Genomic DNA, 20037 nt, shown 5'->3' on the forward strand with positions numbered 1-20037 from the left:
GTTTTACTTAAGATTTTTAAATAAAATGCTTCCGAGTCTTACCAAGTTGGATCCGCATTTTATAGCAATTTCAAAATCATTACTCATCCCCATAGAGCAAATCTTAGCCCCATGTTTTTGAAGAATTTCATAAATTTTAAATGTAGTTTCAAAGCTTTTTATAATATTTTCTTTATCTTGGCTGTGTGATCCTATGCTCATTACGCCACAAAGATTTAAATTAGAGCATTCTTCTTGTATTTGTAAATATTCTTCTACGGCTTGATTTGGATCTAGACCGCTTTTGCTATTTTCATTTGCACTATTGATTTCTAATAAAGTATTTAATTTATAATCAAGTCTTTTGTCCATAGCTTTAGCTATTTTAATACCATTGCAAGAGTGCCATAATATAGGTTTTTGTTTGATTAAGAGATTGATTTTGTTGCTTTGTAGCGTTCCTATAAAATGCCACTTTATGTCTAGTTTTTTTTCATCAAGATTTTCTTTTTTTTGTGCTAGAGCTTGGACTTGATTTTCTCCAAATTCTACTATACCTTGATCAAAAAGCTTTTCAATTATACTTGCATCGACATACTTGCTTGCGGCTACAAGACGAACGTTTTTGGTTTTTTCTAAAATTTGCTCTAAAGTCATTTTGATAAAAAATAAGCCCTATTTAGGGCTTATTTTATTGTAATAAATTAGCAATTTTGCTTTGAAGCTGCATGTTGGATTGCGCAGCAACAAAAGCAGCAGCATTTTCTTTTAGATAATTGGCATTAAAATCATTGACATTTTTTGCCATGTCATTATTTAGTAAATTATTTTCAGCTGCTTTTGAGTTGATGCTATTTTGAACACTTGCATTAATATTTGATGTGATGGCATTGATACCTGAGCCTATTTCACTTCTTAAACTTCCAAGTTGATCCATAAAATTTGTAATACTATCTTGACTATCTATGCTTAATCCATCTGTTGCTAATGGATTTAAATTTGTAGTTTCAGTTCCGCTACCTACTACAAAATTCATAGTTTGAAAGACATTTTTTCCATTATAAGTTGCATTATTAAAAGAATCATTGATGGATTCTTGTATGCGTGTTGCTTCTGTTCTTAGCATTCCTTTTTGAGAATCATTAAGTGCAGCATTGTTCATTTTTACTGAAAGTTCATTAAGTCTATCTGCGCTTTGAGAGATATTGGTAAGGCTAGCATCTGCAATTTGTAAAACCCCTATAGCATCATAAGCATTTGCGACACCTTGATCTATAGTGCTTGATTGAGATCTTAAAGAATCAGCAATAGCTAAATTAGCACTATCAACTCCACTTATTGCGCGAACAGCTGCAATATTTTCTAAAGCTTTATCGCTAGCTTTTTGTGCATTATTTAAATAATAATTTTGTTGCATCATAGTTGCATCAGAGATCATCATGGCCTACTCCTTCTCTTTTGGATTTATTTAATATTTTATCATTTTTTTGCTATTTTAAAGCTTAAGAAATATAAAAAAACTTGCATTATCAAGATGATTTTAATCACCACTTCACTTGCATTATGGATACTGATAAATTCTTGAGTTTTTGTAGCGTTTTCGCCTAAGTTTTGGAGTTCAATTATGGTATTAGTAAAATAAAAAACAAATATTAAGCTTAAAATCAAAATAAGCAAACTCAGCATAAATTTTGAAAATTTTATTTGAAATTTCATTTCATCTTTTATAAGAGAATAAATTTCATATAAAAAATTAACCACTGAAACAAAAATCAGCAAATATCCCATCTTAATAAAAATTTGCGTCATCATTAAGCCACTTTGAAAATGGCTCAACACTCCTTCTCCTATAAGATTTTGAGGAAAAAAAATTGTTGGTGCAACAACTATTCCTAGTATGAGTTCAACCCCTATGATGGAGGCAAGTAAAAATAAATTAACAGCTTTCAAGAGTTTCTCCTTTTATTTTTTATCATAACGCATATTTGTAAATTTAGCTATAAAAGCACGATTATAACCTTGTTCATCTTTGAAAAAATCAACAATGAAATTATTTTGATATAAAATTTTTTCCAAAATTTCTTTTTGATCATAGCCAAATTCGCAAGCTAAAAATTTAACTTTTTTATCAAGGGAAAAATGTATGATTTCTTCTAGAATTTCATATCCTTTTTCTCCGCCAAATAAAGCCTCTTTGGGTTCTTTTTGCACCCAAATATCTATAGGATATGAATTTTTAATATAAGGTGGATTTGAAAAAATAAAATCATAATTTTCTTTAATTTGCTTAAAATTACAAAGTTTAAAGTCAATCAAGTGATCGACTTTGTGTAATTGGGCATTCTCTAAAGCTAATTCTAAGGCTTTGGGATTGATATCACAGGCTGTGATTTTTAACCCAAGTTCTTTGGCTAAAACAATGCTTAAAATTCCGCTTCCAAATCCTATTTCTAAAATCCCATTAAAAGTATTTTTTTTGCATAAATTTAAAATTTGAAAAAGTAAAATTTCACTATCGTAGCGAGGGATTAGAATGCCTTTTTTTATCTTAAATTCTAAGCCCCAAAAATCCACTTTTTCAAATATATATTCAAAAGGTTCTCCAGATTTAAAACGCTTTATAAGCTCAAAATAAGGTTCATGATCTATTTTTATATCTTGGTTTAAAAATAACCAAGCTTTATCTTTTTTTAGATATTCGCAAAGTATAAATACCGCTTCATTTTCATAACCTTTTAAGCTAGATTTAGCTTCCATAAGAGCATTTTTTATAGTCAAGAAAGAGCCTTGATTCTATCACTAATACTTGGATGACTGAGATAAAAAAATGTATATATTTTACTTGTTTTGATAAAAGCTTTATTTTCTCTTGCTAGAGCTATCAATGCATTTTTCATATCTTCTTTGCTTGTAACTTTAGCTCCGTGTTGATCAGCTGCAAATTCATTTTTTCTACTTAAGGCATTAAGCATAGGAGAGATTAAAAAGCTAAAAATATTCGCCAAGATAAACAAAAGAGCAAACACGCCACCATTTACTCCTTCTAGATGACTTTCTAAGTAAACAAATTCAGGTAAATTTGCAAAAACAAAAAAAAGTAAAAACATAGTTATAGCGCCGTTAAATAAAGCTTTGATAATATCCTTATGAACAAAATGTCCAAGCTCATGTCCTAAAACAGCTAAAAGTTCTCTTTCATTTAAGGCTTTTAATAATGTATCAAAAAGCACCACTCTTTTGCTTTTAAAAAGTCCACCAAAATAAGCATTTAAACGCTTATCTCTTTTGCTTGCATCAATAACATAAACCCCATTTGCACTAAACCCACATTGTTTCATCAAAGAGCTGATTTTTTTCAGCAAATTTTCATCGTCTAGTTTTTTCATTTTATTAAAAATAGGTGCTATTAAGGTAGGGTAGATGAGATTTATAATCACTATAATACAAAAGGCAAAAATAAAGGCCGCAATCCACCAAAAAGTTCCAAAAAAATCATAGCAAAAAAGCAAAGTATAAAGGATTAAAAATCCAAATATTAAAGTTAAAATAAGACTTTTCATAGTATCTTTGATAAAAAGTTTTACAGTCATATTTGAAAAACCATGGGCTTTATCTTTGATAAAACTTTCATAAATACTTAAAGGTAGATTTAAAATACTTGTGATTATTAAAAAAGATAATAAAAATAAAGTATTTTCAAAACGAGTGTTGTTTAAGATAAGTAATTCTTTAAGGTATAAAAATCCAAAACCTATCCATGCAATACTGATGATTAAATTATAAAAATTGGAAAATAGTTTAAATTTTTCATTTTCGATGGCAATATCTGCTGCATTTTGATAGTCTTTTTCGCTTAAAATTTGAGCTTGTTTGTCTTTTTCTCTTTCTAAGAAACGAATTTGAGCATAGGAAATCCAAGATAAAAGTGCTGTGTAAAGACATAAAATTGCAATTAAAGTCATTATTTTTCCTTGATTAGTTTTTTGCGAATTCTAGCTTAAAATAATGAAATAAAGTTAATAGTTTAAAATCTAAAATAATATTCTTTTCAACTAAGTTGGTATATATTTATAAAAAAGGATTAAAGAATGTTTTTTAAGAAAAAGATTTCACAAAAACAAAAAGAAAAGCCTAAAATTCCAATCAATGATGTGATTTTAGATGACAGACTTTGTAAGTTTAAAAATAAAGTGCAAAAGATAAGCAAAGATGAAGCTTCGGCAAGTCTGCTTGCTAGACAATTAAGCAGACTTATCAGAGCTAATAAATTTTAATTTTGACATTTTTTCTTAGGGCGAAAAACCTTAATAACTTCATCATTTGCTTCTATATAAGCACCTTCTATCAAATCGATACAGTAAGGTATAGCCGGAAAAACAGGCTCTAGGCATTCTTTTATAGCCTTAGGATTTCCTGGTAAATTAATGATAAAAGATTTATTGCGAATTCCTGCACTCTGTCTTGAAAGTATAGCTGTTGGGACATATTTTAAACTTTCTAAGCGCATAAGTTCTCCAAAACCTGGCATCATTTTATCACACACGGCTTCCGTGGCTTCTGGGGTTACATCACGAAGTGCTGGACCTGTACCTCCGCTTGTAACAATCAAATCGCATTTTTTTTCATCTGCTAGATAAAGTAATTTTTTAATGATCAAATCATAATCATCAGGGATTAATTCTTTATGATAAATAATATCATTTTTTATATATGAATTTAACACTCTTTCAATTTCAGCAGTGGCTTTATCTTCGTATATACCACTACTTGCTCTATCGCTTAGGGTTAAAATTCCTATGTTTATTGTATCCATTGTTTCTCCTTAATAAATTTTTATAACCATCCTTTTTTCTTGAAAACAACCAAAGGTAAAATGATAGAAATTACCATCACGCCAAGCACTATGGGATAAGCATAGTGAAGTTCAAGTTCGGGCATGAATTTAAAATTCATACCATAAACAGTTCCTATTAAAGTAGGTGGCATCATGGCAACAGTTGCAACGGTGAAAATTTTAATGATTTTGTTTTGTTCTATGTTGATTTGACTGGCTAAAATGGTTTGGATATTATCTAAGATATTAAGTTGCGAAACGCTAAATTCAACCAAAGAATTTAAGTCTTTTAAAACTATAGTGAGATTTTGTTTTATGTCTTTATCGATTTTATCGCTTTTTAACAAAGAAGTCATAGCGCGACGCTTATCAAATAAAGAATCTCTTACGCGCATATTAAGCTCTTGCAAACTTGAAATATCCTTTAGCATTTCATCATAACTATATTCATCTTTTTTTTCTAAAACACTTGTTCTTAAGCGTCTTGCTTCTTTATCTATCCATTCTAGTAAATCCGCATCTTTTTCAACGCGTACTTCAAACATTTTATCAATAATATCAAAACCATCTTCAAAATTCTTCGGACTAGCTAAAATCCTTGCTTGAATTTCTTCAAAAGTGCTAAATTCGTTATATCTTATAGTAAATAAGATATTTTTAGCGGTAGCAAAAGTAACAATTTCTGTGCGAAGCTTGATTAAATTTCTATCTTCTTCATCACTTTTAAGATCTCTTACTAAAAAATGAGCATTGATGGTTATTGTTGCATTATCTTCCCAATATTTTGCGCTAAGCTCTATTTCTTCCCTTTCTTCTTTTGTAGGAAACTCAAGATTAAATTCACTTGATATAAAAGCAATTTCTGCTGCACTTGGATGAAGTAAATCAATCCATAAAATATTTTGTGGTAGTTCTTGACTATCGAGATTAAAATTGATTCTTTGAACTAAAGCATTTTGAGTTTTGATATAAATATAAAGCATGATCGCTCCTTGTTTATGACTTTAAAATTATAACCTTGTTTGCTTAAAAATTAACTTGTTTCTAAAATGTTTCTAAAACTCATTAAATTTTCAAAATATTTTTTGAAAGGAAAAAAATGAGTAAGAAATTTTTCTTAAGTTTAGGTCTTGTTGCCTTATTGTTTTCAAATTCACAAGCTATTGATGAGAATTTGATTAAAGCTGCGCAAGCAGAAGGTAGGGTAAATTCTTTAGCTATGCCTGATACTTGGGCAAATTGGAAGGATACTTGGGCAGATCTTAAAAATCTTTATGGCATAGAACATAGCGATACAGATATGAGTTCAGCTCAAGAAATTGCTAAATTTAAAGCCGAAAAGAAAAATGCAAGCGGTGATATAGGGGATGTAGGAGCTTCTTTTGGAGAGATAGCAGTTAAACAAGGAGTAGCTCAGCCTTTTAAGACAAGCTACTGGGATCAAATTCCAACTTGGGCTAAAGATAAAGATGGAAATTGGCTTTTAGCTTATACAGGAACCATAGCTTTTATAGTCAATAAAGATGTAGTAAAAGATATACCTAAAACTTGGCAAGATTTGCTTAAGGGAAATTATAAAATTACCGTGGGTGATGTAAGTGTAGCAGCTCAAGCTGTGAGTGCAGTTTTAGCAGCTAATTATGCCTTAGGCGGGGATGAAAAAGATTTAAGTCCTGCTTTAGCTTTTTTTAATACTTTAGCCAAACAAGGAAGACTTGTAAATAATGATGTAAGTATAGCCAATCTTGAAAAAGGTGAAGTTGAAGTGGGTTTAGTTTGGGATTTTAATGGTTTAGGCTATAGAGATAAAGTGGGCAAAGATCGTTATGAAGTTTTAATCCCTGCTGATGGTAGTGTTATTTCGGGTTATACAACTATTATCAATAAATACGCAAAACATCCAAATACGGCTAAATTAGCCCGTGAGTTTATACTTTCTGATAAAGGACAAATCAATCTAGCAAAAGGTTATGCAAGGCCAATAAGAATTGATCATATTATCTTGCCAGATGATATAAAAGCCAAACTTTTACCAAGTGAGCAATACAAAAATGCAAGAGCAATCAAAGATCAAAAAGCTTGGGAAAAAAGCGCTAAAGAATTACCACAACTTTGGCAAGAAAAAGTTATAGTGGATATGAAATAAAGGAGATTGGATGAAAAAGGTTATTTTAACAAGTGCTATGCTTTGCAGTGTTTTATTTGGAGTTCAAGAGTATGAGGCCAATTTAGCAGGGCATATTATCATAGATTCTAAAAGTACAGTAAAACCTCCTAAGGATGCTCCTGATTTTTTTAAAACTTATGGGAAATTTGCAAATATCGCTAGAGAAGAAAAAATTGGAACTTTTAAATCTAAGGGAAACAGGGAAACAGATTTTTATTTACCTTTTAAAAATCAACCTATACAAGGACATAGTGGGATAAAATATATTCCAAAAAAAGATGTTTTTTGGGTAATTAGCGATAATGGCTTGGGTAAAAAGTATAATTCTTATGATGCCATGCTTTATGCTCACGAGTTTAAATTTGATTTTAAAAACTCAAAATACGAACTTTTAAAAACAGTTTTTTTTAAAGATAGTGATAAAAAATATCCCTATCCTATCACTACCGAAACAACCAAAGAAAGGTATTTAAGCGGGGCTAATTTTGATACTGAGAGTATACAGGTTATCAATGATGAATTTTATATAGGTGATGAATTTGGTCCTTATTTGCTTCATTTTGATAAGAATGGGAATTTAAAAGAAGTTTTTGATGTGTATGTGGAGGGTAAAAAACTTATTTCTCCTGATAATCCAAGTTTAAAATTTAGCGATAAGCCTGATGGAGAAAATGAGAAATTTAATATCAAGCGTTCTAAAGGCTTTGAAGCTATGGCAAGCTCTAAAGATGGTTCTAAACTTTATTTGCTTTTAGAAGGAAGCATTTATAATAACAACGCTTATGAGAATGAAAAAGGTAAAGAATATCTAAGAATCATAGAATTTGATGTAAAAAATAAAAAATTCACCGGAAAAACTTATAAATATTTCTTAGAAGATAAAAGCCATTCCATAGGTGATTTTAATATGATAGATGATAAATACGGCATCATCATAGAAAGAGATCAAAAAGAAGGCGCTAAAGATAAGGCTTGCAAAGAAGGTGAAGATACTAAGCATTGTTTTAATAATGTAGCTCAATTTAAAAGAATTTACAAGGTTAAATTAGATGATAAAACCCATGAAGCTCAAAAAATTTCTTATATAGATCTTTTAAATATTAAGGATAGAAATAAAATTTCTAAAAAGCCTTTGGTAAATGATAAATTTGTTTTTCCTTTTGAAACCATAGAAGGTGTGGATATAGTAGATGACTCTCATATAGTTGTAGAAAATGACAATAACTTTCCTTATTCTTCAAGTAGAGAACCTAATAAAACTGATGATAATGAATTTATTTTACTTGAAGTAAAAGATTTTTTAAAGAGTAAATGATGTCCAAAGTTATTTTAGTTGTGCTTGATGGCTTAAACTGTAAAAGCGCTAGTATAAATATGGGATATTTAAATGCACTTTGCAAAGAGAATTTAGGCAAATTTTATTCTTTAGAATGCGAACTTCCTAGTATGTCTCGTCCTTTATACGAGTGCTTATTAACAGGCGTAAAGCCTGTTTTAAGTGGGATAATTAATAATAAATTGAGTTTTTCAAAACAAACAAGCATTTTTGACCTTTGCAAAGAGCAAGGCTTAAAAGCTGGAGGCGCAGCTTATCATTGGGTTTTTGAGCTTTATAATAAAAAAGAATTTATTCCTTCTTTACATCGCCATATAGAAGATGAAAATTTAACTTTGCCTTATGGACATTTTTATTATGAAGATGATTATTTAGATTCTCATTTATTTGCAGATGGGGAGCATTTAAGAAACAAATATAATTTAGATTTTATTCTTATACATTCTATGAATATAGATGATGCAGGACATAAATTTGGCTCACACTCTATCGAGTATGCTAATAAAACCAAAAAAGTTGATAATTTGATTTCTGAGTATTTGCCTACTTGGTTAGAACAAGGTATTAATGTAATCATCACAAGCGATCATGGTATGACGGAGGGTAAAAGTCATGGAGGCTTAAGCGAAGATGAAATTTTAGTGCCTTTTTTCACTTTTGGTAGTGCTTTTTCATATGAAAAAGCCAAGATAAAACAGGATGAAATTTGTGGCAGTATCTGTGAAATTTTAGGACTTAAACACGATAAGAGATATAATGATGAAATTTTAAAGGCCAAAAAATGAAAGAAAAATTTCTAGCCTTTTTAAGTATTTTACCTTTTTTTATAGTTTTTACTTTTTTTATGATAGCACCTTTGATTTGGATTGTTTTTAATGCTTTTTATATAGAAGAGGATGAAATTTATTCTTTAGCCAATTTTATACATATTTTTGAGTCCAAATTCTATCTACAAAGCATTATAAATTCTTTACAAATCAGTTTTATTTCTAGTATTTTTGGACTTTTAATAGGGCTTTTGGCGAGCTATTCTTTATTTGTTTTAGCTCCATCAAAAATATGTAATTTTCTCTTTTCTTTAAATACTATGATAAGTAATTTTTCAGGAGTTCCTTTAGCTTTTGCTTTCATTATAGTTCTTGGAAGCAATGGTGTAGTTAATGTGTTTTTGAAAAATTTAGGCATAGAGCCTTTTGTTAGTGTTTATGCTAATTTCGGGGTAAATATTGTTTATGTGTATTTTCAAATTCCTTTGGCAATCTTGCTTTTGCTTCCAGCTTTTAAAAGTCTTGAAAATTCACATTTAAATGCTTGTAAAATGTTAGGTGGAGGCAATTTTTTATATTGGTTAAAAATAGCTTTGCCTTTGCTCGCTCCTGCTTTGTTTGGTGTTTTTGTGATTTTATTTGCCAATGCTTTTGGAGCTTATGCGACTATTTATGCTTTAAGTTCGGGAAATTTTAATGTCGCTCCTGTAAGAATCGCTGCTTTAATCGCAGGCGATATCAATCTTGATCCTTATATGGCTAGTGCTTTAAGCATCATTATAACTATTATCATGCTTGTTGTTACCTTTATAGCCAATTTCCTTTCTAAAAAATATAATTTTAAGGTGCTTTAAATGAATGAAAATTTGAGTTTAAAAGCTAAAATTTATCATTATGCAGTTTTGTTTTTGGTTTTTTTATTTTTAGCTTTGCCTTTAATGGCTACTTTTTTATATTCTATTTCCACTTCTTGGGGTGTAAGTGTTTTGCCTGATGATCTTACGCTTAAATGGTATCAAGAACTTTTTCATGACGAAAGATTTTTACTTGCTCTTTGGCATTCTTTGCTTGTTTGTGTGGGTAGTATTTTACTTTCTGTGATTCTTGTTTTTCCTTTGGTTTTTGTGTTAAATTATTATTTTTTAAAATTAAAAGCCTTTGTAAATATACTTATTATCATGCCTTTTGCTGTACCTCCTATAGTTAGCTGCGTGGGGCTTTTGCAACTTTATGCTGACAATATAGGAGGTACCGCTTGGATACTCATTTTTACTTATTTTACTATAGCTTTACCTTTTATATATAGGGCTTTAGATAATGCTATATCTAATGTCAATTTAAATGAACTCATCGCATCTAATGCTATGCTTGGAGGTTCTTTAATGGGAGCGATTTTTAAACTTGTCTTGCCTAATTTAAGAAATGGAATTTTGGTGGCAGTTTTTTTAAGTTTTTCTTTTTTAATAGGCGAATTTTTATACGCAAATATTCTTGTAGGAAGTGCTTATGAGACTTTACAAGTTTATCTTTATAATATTAAAAATCAAAGTGGGCATTATTCTAGTGCTTTGGTAATAGTTTATTTTGTATTAATTTTTATAACAACTTTTATAGCTAGTTTGATTAAGGAGTGAAAAATGGCTTATTTAAAGATTAAAAATTTTAAAAAAGCTTATGGGGATAAAATTATTTTTGAAGATATTAATTTTAGTGCTAAAAAGGGTGAGTTTATAACCCTTTTGGGCCCAAGTGGCTGTGGAAAATCCACTCTTTTAAGGTGTATAGCAGGGCTTAGCCAAATTAATGGAGGAAAAATTTCTTTAAATGATAAAGATCTTACCAAATTAAGTCCTCAAAAAAGAAATATAGGCATGGTTTTTCAAAATTACGCTCTTTTTCCAAATCTTAATGTTTTTGAAAATGTAGCTTTTGGCTTAAAGATCAAAAAAATGGATAAAAAGGACATAGAAAAAAGAGTGAAAAAAATGTTAAAACTCGTCGAGCTTGAAGAATACGCTAAAACTTATCCACATAAGCTTTCAGGCGGACAAATGCAAAGAGTGGCTTTAGCAAGATCTTTGGTGACTAAACCTGATTTACTTTTACTTGATGAGCCTTTATCGGCACTTGATGCTAAAATTCGTAAGCATTTAAGGGTGCAAATTAAAGAAATTCAAAAAGAACTTGAACTCACCACTATTTTTGTAACGCACGATCAAGAAGAAGCTTTAGAGTTATCCGATAGGATTATTTTAATGAATGAGGGTAAAATCATACAAAATTCCAACGCAAACAATCTTTATCTTTTGCCAGAATCTCATTTTGTGGCTAGTTTTATAGGAAATTACAATATTTTAAGCCCTAAAGAGCTTGATAGCTTGGGTTTAAAACACGATTTTAAAAAAGATATAGCCTTGCGTCCTGAAACCATAGAAATTTCTAACGAAGGCTTAGAGGCTAAGATCAAAGAAAAATCATTGCTAGGTAATATCATACGCTATAGGGTTAGAGTGCAAGAAATTGAATTTAAGGTAGATACTTTAAATTTTAGCACTCATAGTACTTATGAAGCAGGTGATAAAATCGCTTTAAAATTCAATCTTTCTTTAGCAAAAGAGTTAAAATGAAACTTGTTTTATTTGATTTAGATGATACTTTAATACAAGGCGATAGTGCTAAACTTTGGCTTAAATTTTGTGTTGAAAAAGGTTTTTTACCTCAAGAATATTTAGAAAAAATCGTTTTTTATCAAAAACAATATCAAGAAAAAAAGCTTGATATGGATGAATTTATGACTTTTTTTCTTCAAAGTGTTAAGGGTAAAAATGAAGATAGAATTTCATCTTTAGTAGATGAATTTATAAAAATTTATATAAAACCTTATGAAAAAGCTAAAGAACTTATAATCAAATATCAAGATCAAAGGTGTATTATAATTTCAGCTACGGCTGAATTTTTAGTTAGAAAAATCGCCTCTTTTTTGGGAGTGAGAGAAAGCATAGCCATAAAATGCGAGCGTGTGGGTGATAAATTTAGTGGAAAAGCTTATGGGATTTATAGCTTTAAGGAAGGCAAGGTTTTAAGACTTAAGGAATATTTGGGTAAAGATTATGAAAAATGGATGAAAGATTCTTATTTTTTTAGTGATTCTATCAATGATTTACCTTTACTAGAGTCTGTTAGCAAAGCCTTTGTATGTAATGGCGATGAAAAAATTTTAAAAATTGCAAAAGAGAGAAAATATGAAATTTTAACTTTTTAAGCTATAAGCGTGAAAATTCACGCTTATTCTAATTCATATTTTTTAATTAAAGTATCATAAAATCCATCAGTTTTTGCTTCATCTATGCCTTTGTTAAATATTTCAATAATATCTTTTTGTTTATTTTTATCAAAAGCAAAACTAAAGCCTTCTCCTCCATCTGTTTCTTGGTAGAAACTTACCAATTGTGGATTTTCAGCTAAAAAACCTTTAGCAGTATCTTGATCAGCTACAATAGCATCGATTTTGTTGTTTTTTAGTGCTAAAACAGCTATGTTTAAATCTTTATTGCTTTGTACTTGTGCATTTTTGATAGCTTTTGCAGTATTTTCTTGTAAAGTTCCTAGTTGAACTCCTACTTTTTTACCTTCTAAATCATTTTTCGTTTGAAGAGAGTCGTTGTTTTTTAGCTTAAGATAAAGATTTTTACTCATATAGTAAGGTTTGGTAAAATCAACACTTTGTCTTCTTTCATCAGTTGCGCTCATAGCTGAGGCAATCATATCGATTTTGCCAGCTTTTAAAGCAGGAATCAATCCATCGAAATTGGTTTCAACCCAAACAATTTTAATACCATTTTTTTTGGCAATCTCTTCAACCAAATCAGTATCAAAACCTGTAAGTTTTGAGTTTTCTTTATAATTAAAAGGTTTATAATTTGGAGCAGTTCCAACCTTTAATTCTACACTTGCATTTGATTCTTTATTTTTAGAATCACTACAAGCACCTAAAAATAAACCAACTAAAGCAACTAGAGCAATGCTTAATATTTTTTTCATTTTTTTCCTTTGATATAAAATGTTTTAAAATTATACTTATTTTAAATTTATATTTAATTAAGTCTGGATCAATTTTTAGAAAAGTTATATTAACGTTGTGCTTTTAGATAATATTTAAATAATTATAAAAGTATTTTTTTAATATTTAAAATAAAATTTTATTTAAGAATATATTAATATAAAATTTGTTAAATTTTCATTAAATTTAAATATTGAAAAATAAAATATCAAATTAATATTTTATAATCAACTCAGGACATACGGGATAGTGTTGCAAATAATCAATTTGCGATAAATCAAAAGGTTTTATTTTAGTGAGAAATGAGATGAAAAAATATTTTAATATTTTTAAAATTTTTACAAATAAGACAAATGCAAAATTTGGCTTGGGCGTTTGTAGTGTGGTTTTATCTTCTTCGGTTTGTTTTGCGGCGGTTCAGGCTACAAGCAAGGATGGAAAAATTTTTTATATTTCTGAACATTCTTTTAAGGATAATCAAGTTTATGATCCTCAAGCAGAAATTTTTAAAAAAATTAATGGAAAAAATTTCTATGCTTCTAAGTCAAAATACCCTATATCAAATTTAACTATGATTTATAATAACCCTAAATCTGGAAATAAAAATTTATCCAAGCTTGAAATTTTAACTCCGGATACTTCAAAAGAAGAGATCATAACAGCTTTTAGCACTTTAGGAACCGTATCTTCAGATACTCAAGCCGTTCCTAGTTCTTTTATACCTTTTATTGTAACAGCTTATGCTCAAAATACAAATGCAACAAATAATAAACTTATATTAGAAAATGGAGAATTAACTTCTGTGTATTTTTGCAAACCAAGCATAGGGGATTGTGGAGTACCTAATAATTCTCAAAAAGGCGATCGTTTTAAGTATTTAATTACTGCGGCGTTTACTGACAAGGGGGGGGGGGATTTAACAATCAAACCATTTTAAAAGAAAACTCCTATATCAATAATGGGTGTAGAAAATATCTACACCTTGCCCTTAAATGGAGCTCCTTATATTTCAGGATCTGTAGCTTTTGATAGTGAAGCTAAAGACAATAAATTAATCTTAGAGTCAAATACAAAAATTGACCTTCATAATTCCCAGTATTTTTCAGATGAAGAAGGTAAGGATATTTATGATGAAAGAATTACTCGTTTAATGGGAGCTTTTGGCATAAATTCTAATTTACAAAACAATAAAGTTCTTATCGATTCAGCCAATATCGTCCTTCATGGGCCAGATGGTGAGTATACAGCTCGTTCGACCTTTGAAATTTTAGGTGCTTTAGCTGATGTAAATAATCTTAAAAAATACAATGTAAGTAAAAATTCCGTAATAATTAAAAATTTAAATTTAGATTTAATGGTAAATTCGCAAAATAAAATAACTTTTTATGATGCTGTTTTATTTGGAGAAATTTACGGTGAAAGAACATTACAGGGTAATGCAGAGAAAAATTCTATAGAAGTTTATCATTTTAACTCATTAGATCATCTTAATAAAAACATTAAACACATGCATCGTTAAACCTCTATGGTGGGTATTCTAACGATGGTGAAGCTAATGGAAATAAAATTGTATTTCGCCTTAAAAAACCTTTAAAAATCAGTGATAATTTTTATGGAAAAAATTATTACAATCTTTACGGAGGTTTTGCTACAGAGGGTGCGAATTTTAATATTATTGATATACAAAATGATTTAACCTATGAAAAAGTTCCACGAAATTATTCTGATAAATTTACCGTATATGCGGCAAGAACTTTAAGCGGAAAAGCAAATAATAATACCTTAAGTATAAAAGATTCTGTTATTTCATTGCCTTTATATGCTTTTATTACAAGTGAAACTACGCTAGATGGTATAGACTATATCGCTGATGAATCAAACAATAATGAAGTAAATTTTGAAAATATTAAATCATCTAAAAATTTAAGTTTGATGATCAATGCTAAAAATGTTTCAAATAATAAAATAAATTATAATCTCATTCAGAGTTTAACCGAAGCGAGTTCTTTAGGAAAGGGCTCAAAAATTATTTTAAAAGCAACTCAAAATGCAAACAACAATCTTATAAAGCTTAAAGATTGTTCTTCGGCTGCCGTGGAAAGTTCGTGCATCATAAAAGCAGATAAAGAAAGTGCTTTTAATAAAATCATCATCAACAACACAGTTTTTAGTACTGCCTCAGATAAAAGACAAGGTTATGTGGGGTTGATAGCTGGAGTGTCTGCAAATTCTCATGATAATATCATGGAGCTTGTTAATTTAAATATAGATGAGTATAAAAATCAAGATGCTATATTTTTAGCTCCATCTGGAACTTCGGATATTTCAAATTTTAAATCTTATAACAATACTTTATATTTAGGTGGAGAGTTAAATTTCTTTAAAGATGTAAATATCGATTTGCTTTCTGGTTCTGTTTTTCATGAAGTAAATAAAAAAGGCAAAATAATCACTCAAATTCTACCGCATCAAGAAGATTTTTCTAAAAATAATCGTTTGATTATAGATACTCAAGATGTCAAATCAGAAGTGGTAAATAACTTTGAAAATTTTACTTTTATTTTACCAAATAAAATAAAAAATCCTATCTTGACTATAGAAAAACTTATAAATCTTCCTTCAAATGGAAGTATGGAAATTCTTACTAAAAATAAACCAACAAAAGGAAAATATATTCTCATACAAAGTGATGTTGGAATTTATGATGGTGACAATAGATTGTTAAATCAACAAGAATTAGAAAATTTGTTAGAAAAAATGAAAAATAATAAAAATAAATTTAATTACAACAAGATAGAAAAGTTGGCTAAAAGTACATTGAAAAATGTAAATTTTAGCTTTGAAGTTTCAGATGATGCAAAAATAATTTATATCAACATACTTTAAAGGAGAGTAACATGAAAAAGATGAGTAAACATATAGTTTTATCATTTGCGGTGAGTTCTTTGCTCTTTTCTCAAGCTTATGCTTTGCCACAAGGAGGTAAATTCACTCATGGTTCAACAGGAAGTATAAGTTCAAGCAATGGCACGATGAATGTCATAGGAAACAATAAAAACTCTGTTATTCAATGGGGTGGTGGTTTTAATATAGGACAAAATGAAACTGTAAAATTTAACGGAAATCAACAAAACTACCTAAACATTGCTTATCAAAAAGATGCTTCTAAGATAGATGGAAAACTAGATGGCGGCACCAATAACATCTTTTTAGTTAATTCCATGGGAGTTTTGATTGGCAAAACAGGAACTATCACTGCGGGAAAATTTGTAGCTAGCACAACACCTTTAAAAGATTCAGATGTCCAAAATTTTATTTCTCAAGGGATGAATTTTTCTCCAGTATTTGATGTAAGTAAGCAAGGAAATATTATAAATCTTGGAAAGATCAATGCAGATAATATTGTTTTAATAGGAAATAAGGTTGAAATCAATAAAGGAAAAATTACTTTGGATGTATTAAAACTTGAAGGTAATAAAGTTTATGTTGATGCTGGAGTGGTAAAAGATACAAAAAATATCGTAGCCAAAGCAGAGCAAGAAGCTATCATTCAACAAAGCATAACAAGTTTTGAAGAAAATGGAGCTTTATTGGGTAATTCTAGTAGTAAATTTAGTTTTGATGATAGTAGTAAAGTTAAAAACTGGACTAAATATGGAAGTATTGCGGATGCAACAGAATGGAATAAATTTGCTGATTTTTGGAATGTAAATAAAGAAAAATTTAGAACAGCTTTTGATCATTTTCGTTTGATTGATGATATTGATTTTAGTGGCGTGAAAACATACATAGTAGGTGATAATACAAGCAATGCTTTTGCTAAATCTTTCGATGGTTCTGGTTATGCTTTAAAAAATGTTAATATTAATTCATCAAATCAATATGTAGGAATTTTTGGAGTTGTTCAAAATAGCTATATAAGAAACCTTAATATTCAAGGATTGAAAATTGCTTCAACTGGTTATGATGCTTATGTTGGAGGTATAGTAGGGCAAAATATTGCAAACAGTTATACGGGTTTTGAAAATGTGACTGTTCATGATCTCGTTATTAATACAGCTGTAAATACTAAAGTTGGCGGAATAATAGGCTGGGGAAATGGTAGTGGAGGGAATAACACTATCAATTTTACAAATGTTGCTATTAATAATATAAGTATAGTAGCAAAAGAAGGTTCTTATGTGGGTGGCATAGGCAGACAAATTGATGGTGGTAATTTTAATAATGTTGTGGTTAATGACATAGAAAAACTTATAACTTCTGGGAATGATAGTAAAACAGGAGGATTTACTGGAAAAGTTGGAAATTTAAAGATTAATAATGCTTACTTATTTTATAAAAATGGAGCAATTTTGAGTGCTGGAAACTATAAAACACAAGCTGGAAAAGTTATTGGTGATCCTGGAATTAGTGTAAATAATAATTTTAGTAATATTTATGTTTATCATAATTTAGAAAATGGTTACATTGATGAAGGACAGAATTTTTTTAAGTCTGTGCAATATAATAATGAAGTAACAGGAAAAAAAGATTTTGATAGCGCTGTAAGAAAGAAATTTAACGATATAAAATATCTTGATAATAATTCTTATGCTTTTGCTGATTCTTTTACCAAGGTAACAGATGCTGTGAAATTATCCAAAGACGACTTTGATCCTAAATTGCTTCAAAGAATTTTAGATGATTTGATGAATGGAAAATACACTTATGATTTTGATACCAAAACTTGGACTTACGCAGATAGCAAGGGTGTGGTAGGGGAAAATGAAGCCAGTGAGATCACTCAAAGTTTAAATTTCTTAAATGCGTTTAAAGATACCGGAGTAGAACAAGAATTTTTAAAGTTATGGCAAGGTTCGCAAGAACAAAGTTATAAGAATTACGCCAATCTTTATGAAAAATGGACGCAAAAGAAAACTGCTATGGATAAAATCAAAACCGGCGAAGGTTATTTCGCTAGTTTTAAAGAAGAATTATAAAAATACCAAGAAGCCTTAGCTCAACTTGACAAAGAAAATAAAAACTATGAAAAAATCAAAGAATCAGGCTTAGTTAGCGATGAAACACTTAAAGTTATGCATGAAAAACTTTTAGAACAAAAAGAAGCTCTTGAAAAGCAGTTTGCGGATCTTAGTGGAAATGAAGGATTTCACTATAAGCTTGAAAATGAGATTCTAAATTCTCAAGGTTTTGCTATAAATGGAAGCGATGTAGATGGTAAAGTGTACACTGGAAAATATAATTTTGAAGGAAAATTAGCCTCATTGCCAGAAAAATCAAATATATCTATCTATGAGCCAGATAAACAAAAAAAGAGGGAGAGGGGGGGGGGTGAAGATCCAGACAAACCTTCTGTATTGCCGCCTGAAATTCCTGAAAAGGTTGTAGAAGCTCCTATAAAAATTCAAACTAAAGTAGACACAAAAAAAGAAGATGATGATCAAGTGGACATAGGAGAAGTAGATGCTAGAAGTAGTGGTTTGCGTTGTATTGTAAGTGATAATTTTAAGACAATGAACATTTGTGTAAATGCAAAATAGGAAATAAAAATGAGAAAAATTTTAGTTGTTTTAATCTTATTGTAAGTATTTTCACATGCTGAAGAGCTAAATAATAATAATAAAATAAGAGAGCTTATAGAAAGCTCTTCTGAAGCAAATGGACCACAAAATAAAAATTAAAAAATACATTAAAAAATCAAAAAAGCCCTGTAAATTTTAAAGAGCAAAATACTACAAATATTGCAAATTTACAAACTGATCAAAATGAAGCTAAGGTTTTTGTAAGAGAGTATGTTTTGCATATCGATAATAAAGATTTGACATTTAAAAAATTAAGAATTAGCGAAAAATAAATTCAAGATGCAATAGCTGAATATCGCAACCAAGAATTAAGCTTACAAAATTTAAAAGATATAACAAACATTATAGTTTATTATTGTCAATTAAGTGGCCATCCTTCGGCAACTGCTTATATACCACCGCAAGATTTAAGTTCTAACAAAGTGCAAATTAACATAGTTTTTGGAACTTTTAGGAAAAGTAATTATTAAAAACAACTCAGGTGTCAGAGATTATGCTTTAGAGAGTAAATTGAACAAAAATCTTAAAGGGAAAGTTATCACAACTAAAAATGTGGAAAATGAAATTTATAAAATCAATGAAATATACGGAATCCAAACCAATGCTAATTTACAATCAGGTGATGGTTGTGGAGAAAGCGATGTTATTATAGAAGTAAACAAAGGTGATAGTGCAACTTTAACTTTATATTCTAACAACTATGGGGCTAAAGAAACAGGTCGTTTTAGAGCAGGAATGAGTCAAAGTTTAAACAATATAGCAAGACAAGGGGATAACTTAAATTTTTATCTTCAAGATAGCGATGAAAATCAAATAGATTATGGGATTAATTATAGTACTTTTATAGGAAATTTAAAAATTACTCCATTTGCAACTCAAGGACATTATGTTCTTGGTGGAATTTATAGAAATCTTGGTTTTTATGGGGACTCTATGAATGTTGGGGTAAATTTTTCTTATCCTGTGTTTTTATATACCGAGTATTCTTTATATCTTGTTTCGGGTTTTACTCATAAAAAGATTAAAGATTATTATCTTGATGGTTTAGTAAGTAATGAAAAAGCGAGCAATAGTGTAAATTTAGGCATAGAAGGAACCTATAAAGGTTTGGAGAATAATGTCCTAAGTTATACCTTAAATTTTACATATGGCAATGTTGAAAATGATGGTGATTCGTCTGGATTTAATGGAGTAAATTTAGGGAATTTTGGAAAAATGAATTTAAATTTAAGCAACAAATATCAATTCTAAGAACGCTTAACTCACATTTTTCAACTCAATTATCAAAAAGTTATCGGTGGTGCTGTTTTAG

General features: G+C 29.4%; 18 protein-coding genes and 4 pseudogenes. 14 read left to right on the top strand and 8 right to left on the bottom strand.

What is annotated here, in order from left to right:
* Nucleotides 1-3 precede the first annotated feature (3 nt).
* Genes FBE96_RS03555 through FBE96_RS03575 form a run of 5 tightly spaced genes read right to left on the bottom strand, consistent with a single transcriptional unit; the run spans nt 4 to nt 3941 of the window.
* Complete coding sequence (locus tag FBE96_RS03555) at nt 4-636, bottom strand: YggS family pyridoxal phosphate-dependent enzyme (RefSeq protein WP_002852054.1); 633 nt, start codon at nt 634-636, stop codon at nt 4-6.
* Between the two features lie 34 nt (nt 637-670).
* Complete coding sequence (gene flaC, locus FBE96_RS03560) at nt 671-1420, bottom strand: flagellin C (protein WP_002858476.1); 750 nt, start codon at nt 1418-1420, stop codon at nt 671-673.
* Nucleotides 1421-1458: 38 nt separating this feature from the next.
* Nucleotides 1459-1929: a DUF4149 domain-containing protein gene (locus tag FBE96_RS03565; RefSeq protein ID WP_002858582.1), complete on the bottom strand. Its 471-nt coding sequence runs from the start codon at nt 1927-1929 to the stop codon at nt 1459-1461.
* A 12-nt stretch (nt 1930-1941) separates the two neighbouring features.
* Complete coding sequence (locus FBE96_RS03570; protein ID WP_002858549.1) at nt 1942-2757, bottom strand: HemK/PrmC family methyltransferase; 816 nt, start codon at nt 2755-2757, stop codon at nt 1942-1944.
* On the bottom strand, nt 2754-3941 hold the full coding sequence (locus FBE96_RS03575) for a M48 family metallopeptidase (RefSeq protein WP_002858475.1): 1188 nt from the start codon (nt 3939-3941) through the stop codon (nt 2754-2756). Before FBE96_RS03575 ends, FBE96_RS03570 begins: the two co-directional genes overlap by 4 nt.
* 126 nt (nt 3942-4067) lie before the next feature.
* On the opposite strand from FBE96_RS03575, the gene FBE96_RS03580 reads away from it, so the two are divergent.
* Nucleotides 4068-4253: a hypothetical protein gene (locus FBE96_RS03580; protein ID WP_002825403.1), complete on the top strand. Its 186-nt coding sequence runs from the start codon at nt 4068-4070 to the stop codon at nt 4251-4253.
* Here FBE96_RS03580 and mog read toward each other — a convergent pair.
* Nucleotides 4250-4792 carry a molybdopterin adenylyltransferase gene (mog, locus tag FBE96_RS03585; RefSeq protein ID WP_002842823.1) on the bottom strand — a complete coding sequence of 181 codons (543 nt, stop codon included), beginning with the start codon at nt 4790-4792 and terminating at the stop codon, nt 4250-4252. The two genes, FBE96_RS03580 and mog, sit on opposite strands and share 4 nt — an antisense overlap.
* Nucleotides 4793-4812: 20 nt before the next feature.
* Nucleotides 4813-5796 carry a magnesium/cobalt transporter CorA gene (corA, locus tag FBE96_RS03590; RefSeq protein WP_002799370.1) on the bottom strand — a complete coding sequence of 328 codons (984 nt, stop codon included), beginning with the start codon at nt 5794-5796 and terminating at the stop codon, nt 4813-4815.
* A 116-nt stretch (nt 5797-5912) separates the two neighbouring features.
* Here corA and FBE96_RS03595 point away from each other — a divergent pair, with 116 nt between their 5' ends.
* The 7 genes from FBE96_RS03595 to FBE96_RS03625 are packed head-to-tail and all read left to right on the top strand — an operon-like array spanning nt 5913 to nt 12345.
* Nucleotides 5913-6959, top strand: coding sequence for an extracellular solute-binding protein (locus FBE96_RS03595; protein ID WP_002871928.1), 1047 nt, complete (start codon nt 5913-5915; stop codon nt 6957-6959).
* Between the two features lie 10 nt (nt 6960-6969).
* On the top strand, nt 6970-8295 hold the full coding sequence (locus tag FBE96_RS03600; protein ID WP_002906486.1) for an esterase-like activity of phytase family protein: 1326 nt from the start codon (nt 6970-6972) through the stop codon (nt 8293-8295).
* The gene (locus FBE96_RS03605; RefSeq protein WP_079264904.1) at nt 8292-9101 is read left to right on the top strand and encodes an alkaline phosphatase family protein; all 810 of its coding nucleotides are present in this window, start codon (nt 8292-8294) and stop codon (nt 9099-9101) included. The genes FBE96_RS03600 and FBE96_RS03605 overlap by 4 nt, the downstream gene beginning before the upstream one ends.
* Nucleotides 9098-9937: an ABC transporter permease subunit gene (locus FBE96_RS03610; RefSeq protein WP_002906482.1), complete on the top strand. Its 840-nt coding sequence runs from the start codon at nt 9098-9100 to the stop codon at nt 9935-9937. The genes FBE96_RS03605 and FBE96_RS03610 overlap by 4 nt, the downstream gene beginning before the upstream one ends.
* Nucleotides 9938-10717: an ABC transporter permease gene (locus tag FBE96_RS03615; protein WP_002878002.1), complete on the top strand. Its 780-nt coding sequence runs from the start codon at nt 9938-9940 to the stop codon at nt 10715-10717.
* A gap of 3 nt (nt 10718-10720) precedes the next feature.
* Entirely contained in the window at nt 10721-11710 is a 990-nt protein-coding gene (locus FBE96_RS03620; RefSeq protein ID WP_002776579.1) for an ABC transporter ATP-binding protein, read from the top strand.
* Nucleotides 11707-12345: an HAD family phosphatase gene (locus FBE96_RS03625; RefSeq protein ID WP_002781807.1), complete on the top strand. Its 639-nt coding sequence runs from the start codon at nt 11707-11709 to the stop codon at nt 12343-12345. The genes FBE96_RS03620 and FBE96_RS03625 overlap by 4 nt, the downstream gene beginning before the upstream one ends.
* A 23-nt stretch (nt 12346-12368) precedes the next feature.
* On the opposite strand, the gene FBE96_RS03630 is transcribed toward FBE96_RS03625, so the two are convergent.
* Nucleotides 12369-13124 (bottom strand): basic amino acid ABC transporter substrate-binding protein, encoded by a 756-nt coding sequence (locus FBE96_RS03630; RefSeq protein WP_002906477.1) that lies wholly within the window; start codon nt 13122-13124, stop codon nt 12369-12371.
* A 326-nt stretch (nt 13125-13450) separates the two neighbouring features.
* Here FBE96_RS03630 and FBE96_RS03635 point away from each other — a divergent pair.
* From FBE96_RS03635 to FBE96_RS08615, 6 genes and pseudogenes are all read left to right on the top strand, one after another.
* A pseudogene (locus tag FBE96_RS03635) lies at nt 13451-14172 on the top strand (hypothetical protein).
* Nucleotides 14102-16029, top strand: a pseudogene (locus tag FBE96_RS03640) (hypothetical protein). Before FBE96_RS03635 ends, FBE96_RS03640 begins: the two co-directional pseudogenes overlap by 71 nt.
* 146 nt (nt 16030-16175) lie before the next feature.
* Nucleotides 16176-16367 (top strand): annotated as a pseudogene (locus tag FBE96_RS08600) (hemagglutination protein); the annotation flags it as partial.
* 1272 nt (nt 16368-17639) lie between these two features.
* Nucleotides 17640-18572: pseudogene (locus tag FBE96_RS08605) on the top strand (hypothetical protein); the annotation flags it as partial.
* 485 nt (nt 18573-19057) lie between these two features.
* Complete coding sequence (locus FBE96_RS08610; protein ID WP_285895008.1) at nt 19058-19195, top strand: hypothetical protein; 138 nt, start codon at nt 19058-19060, stop codon at nt 19193-19195.
* 40 nt (nt 19196-19235) lie between these two features.
* On the top strand, nt 19236-19976 hold the full coding sequence (locus tag FBE96_RS08615) for a ShlB/FhaC/HecB family hemolysin secretion/activation protein (RefSeq protein ID WP_019260304.1): 741 nt from the start codon (nt 19236-19238) through the stop codon (nt 19974-19976).
* Nucleotides 19977-20037 lie beyond the last annotated feature (61 nt).

Origin of the sequence: Campylobacter sp. CFSAN093241 (genome assembly GCF_012889595.1) — a bacterium.
GTDB classification, from domain to species: domain Bacteria; phylum Campylobacterota; class Campylobacteria; order Campylobacterales; family Campylobacteraceae; genus Campylobacter_D; species Campylobacter_D jejuni.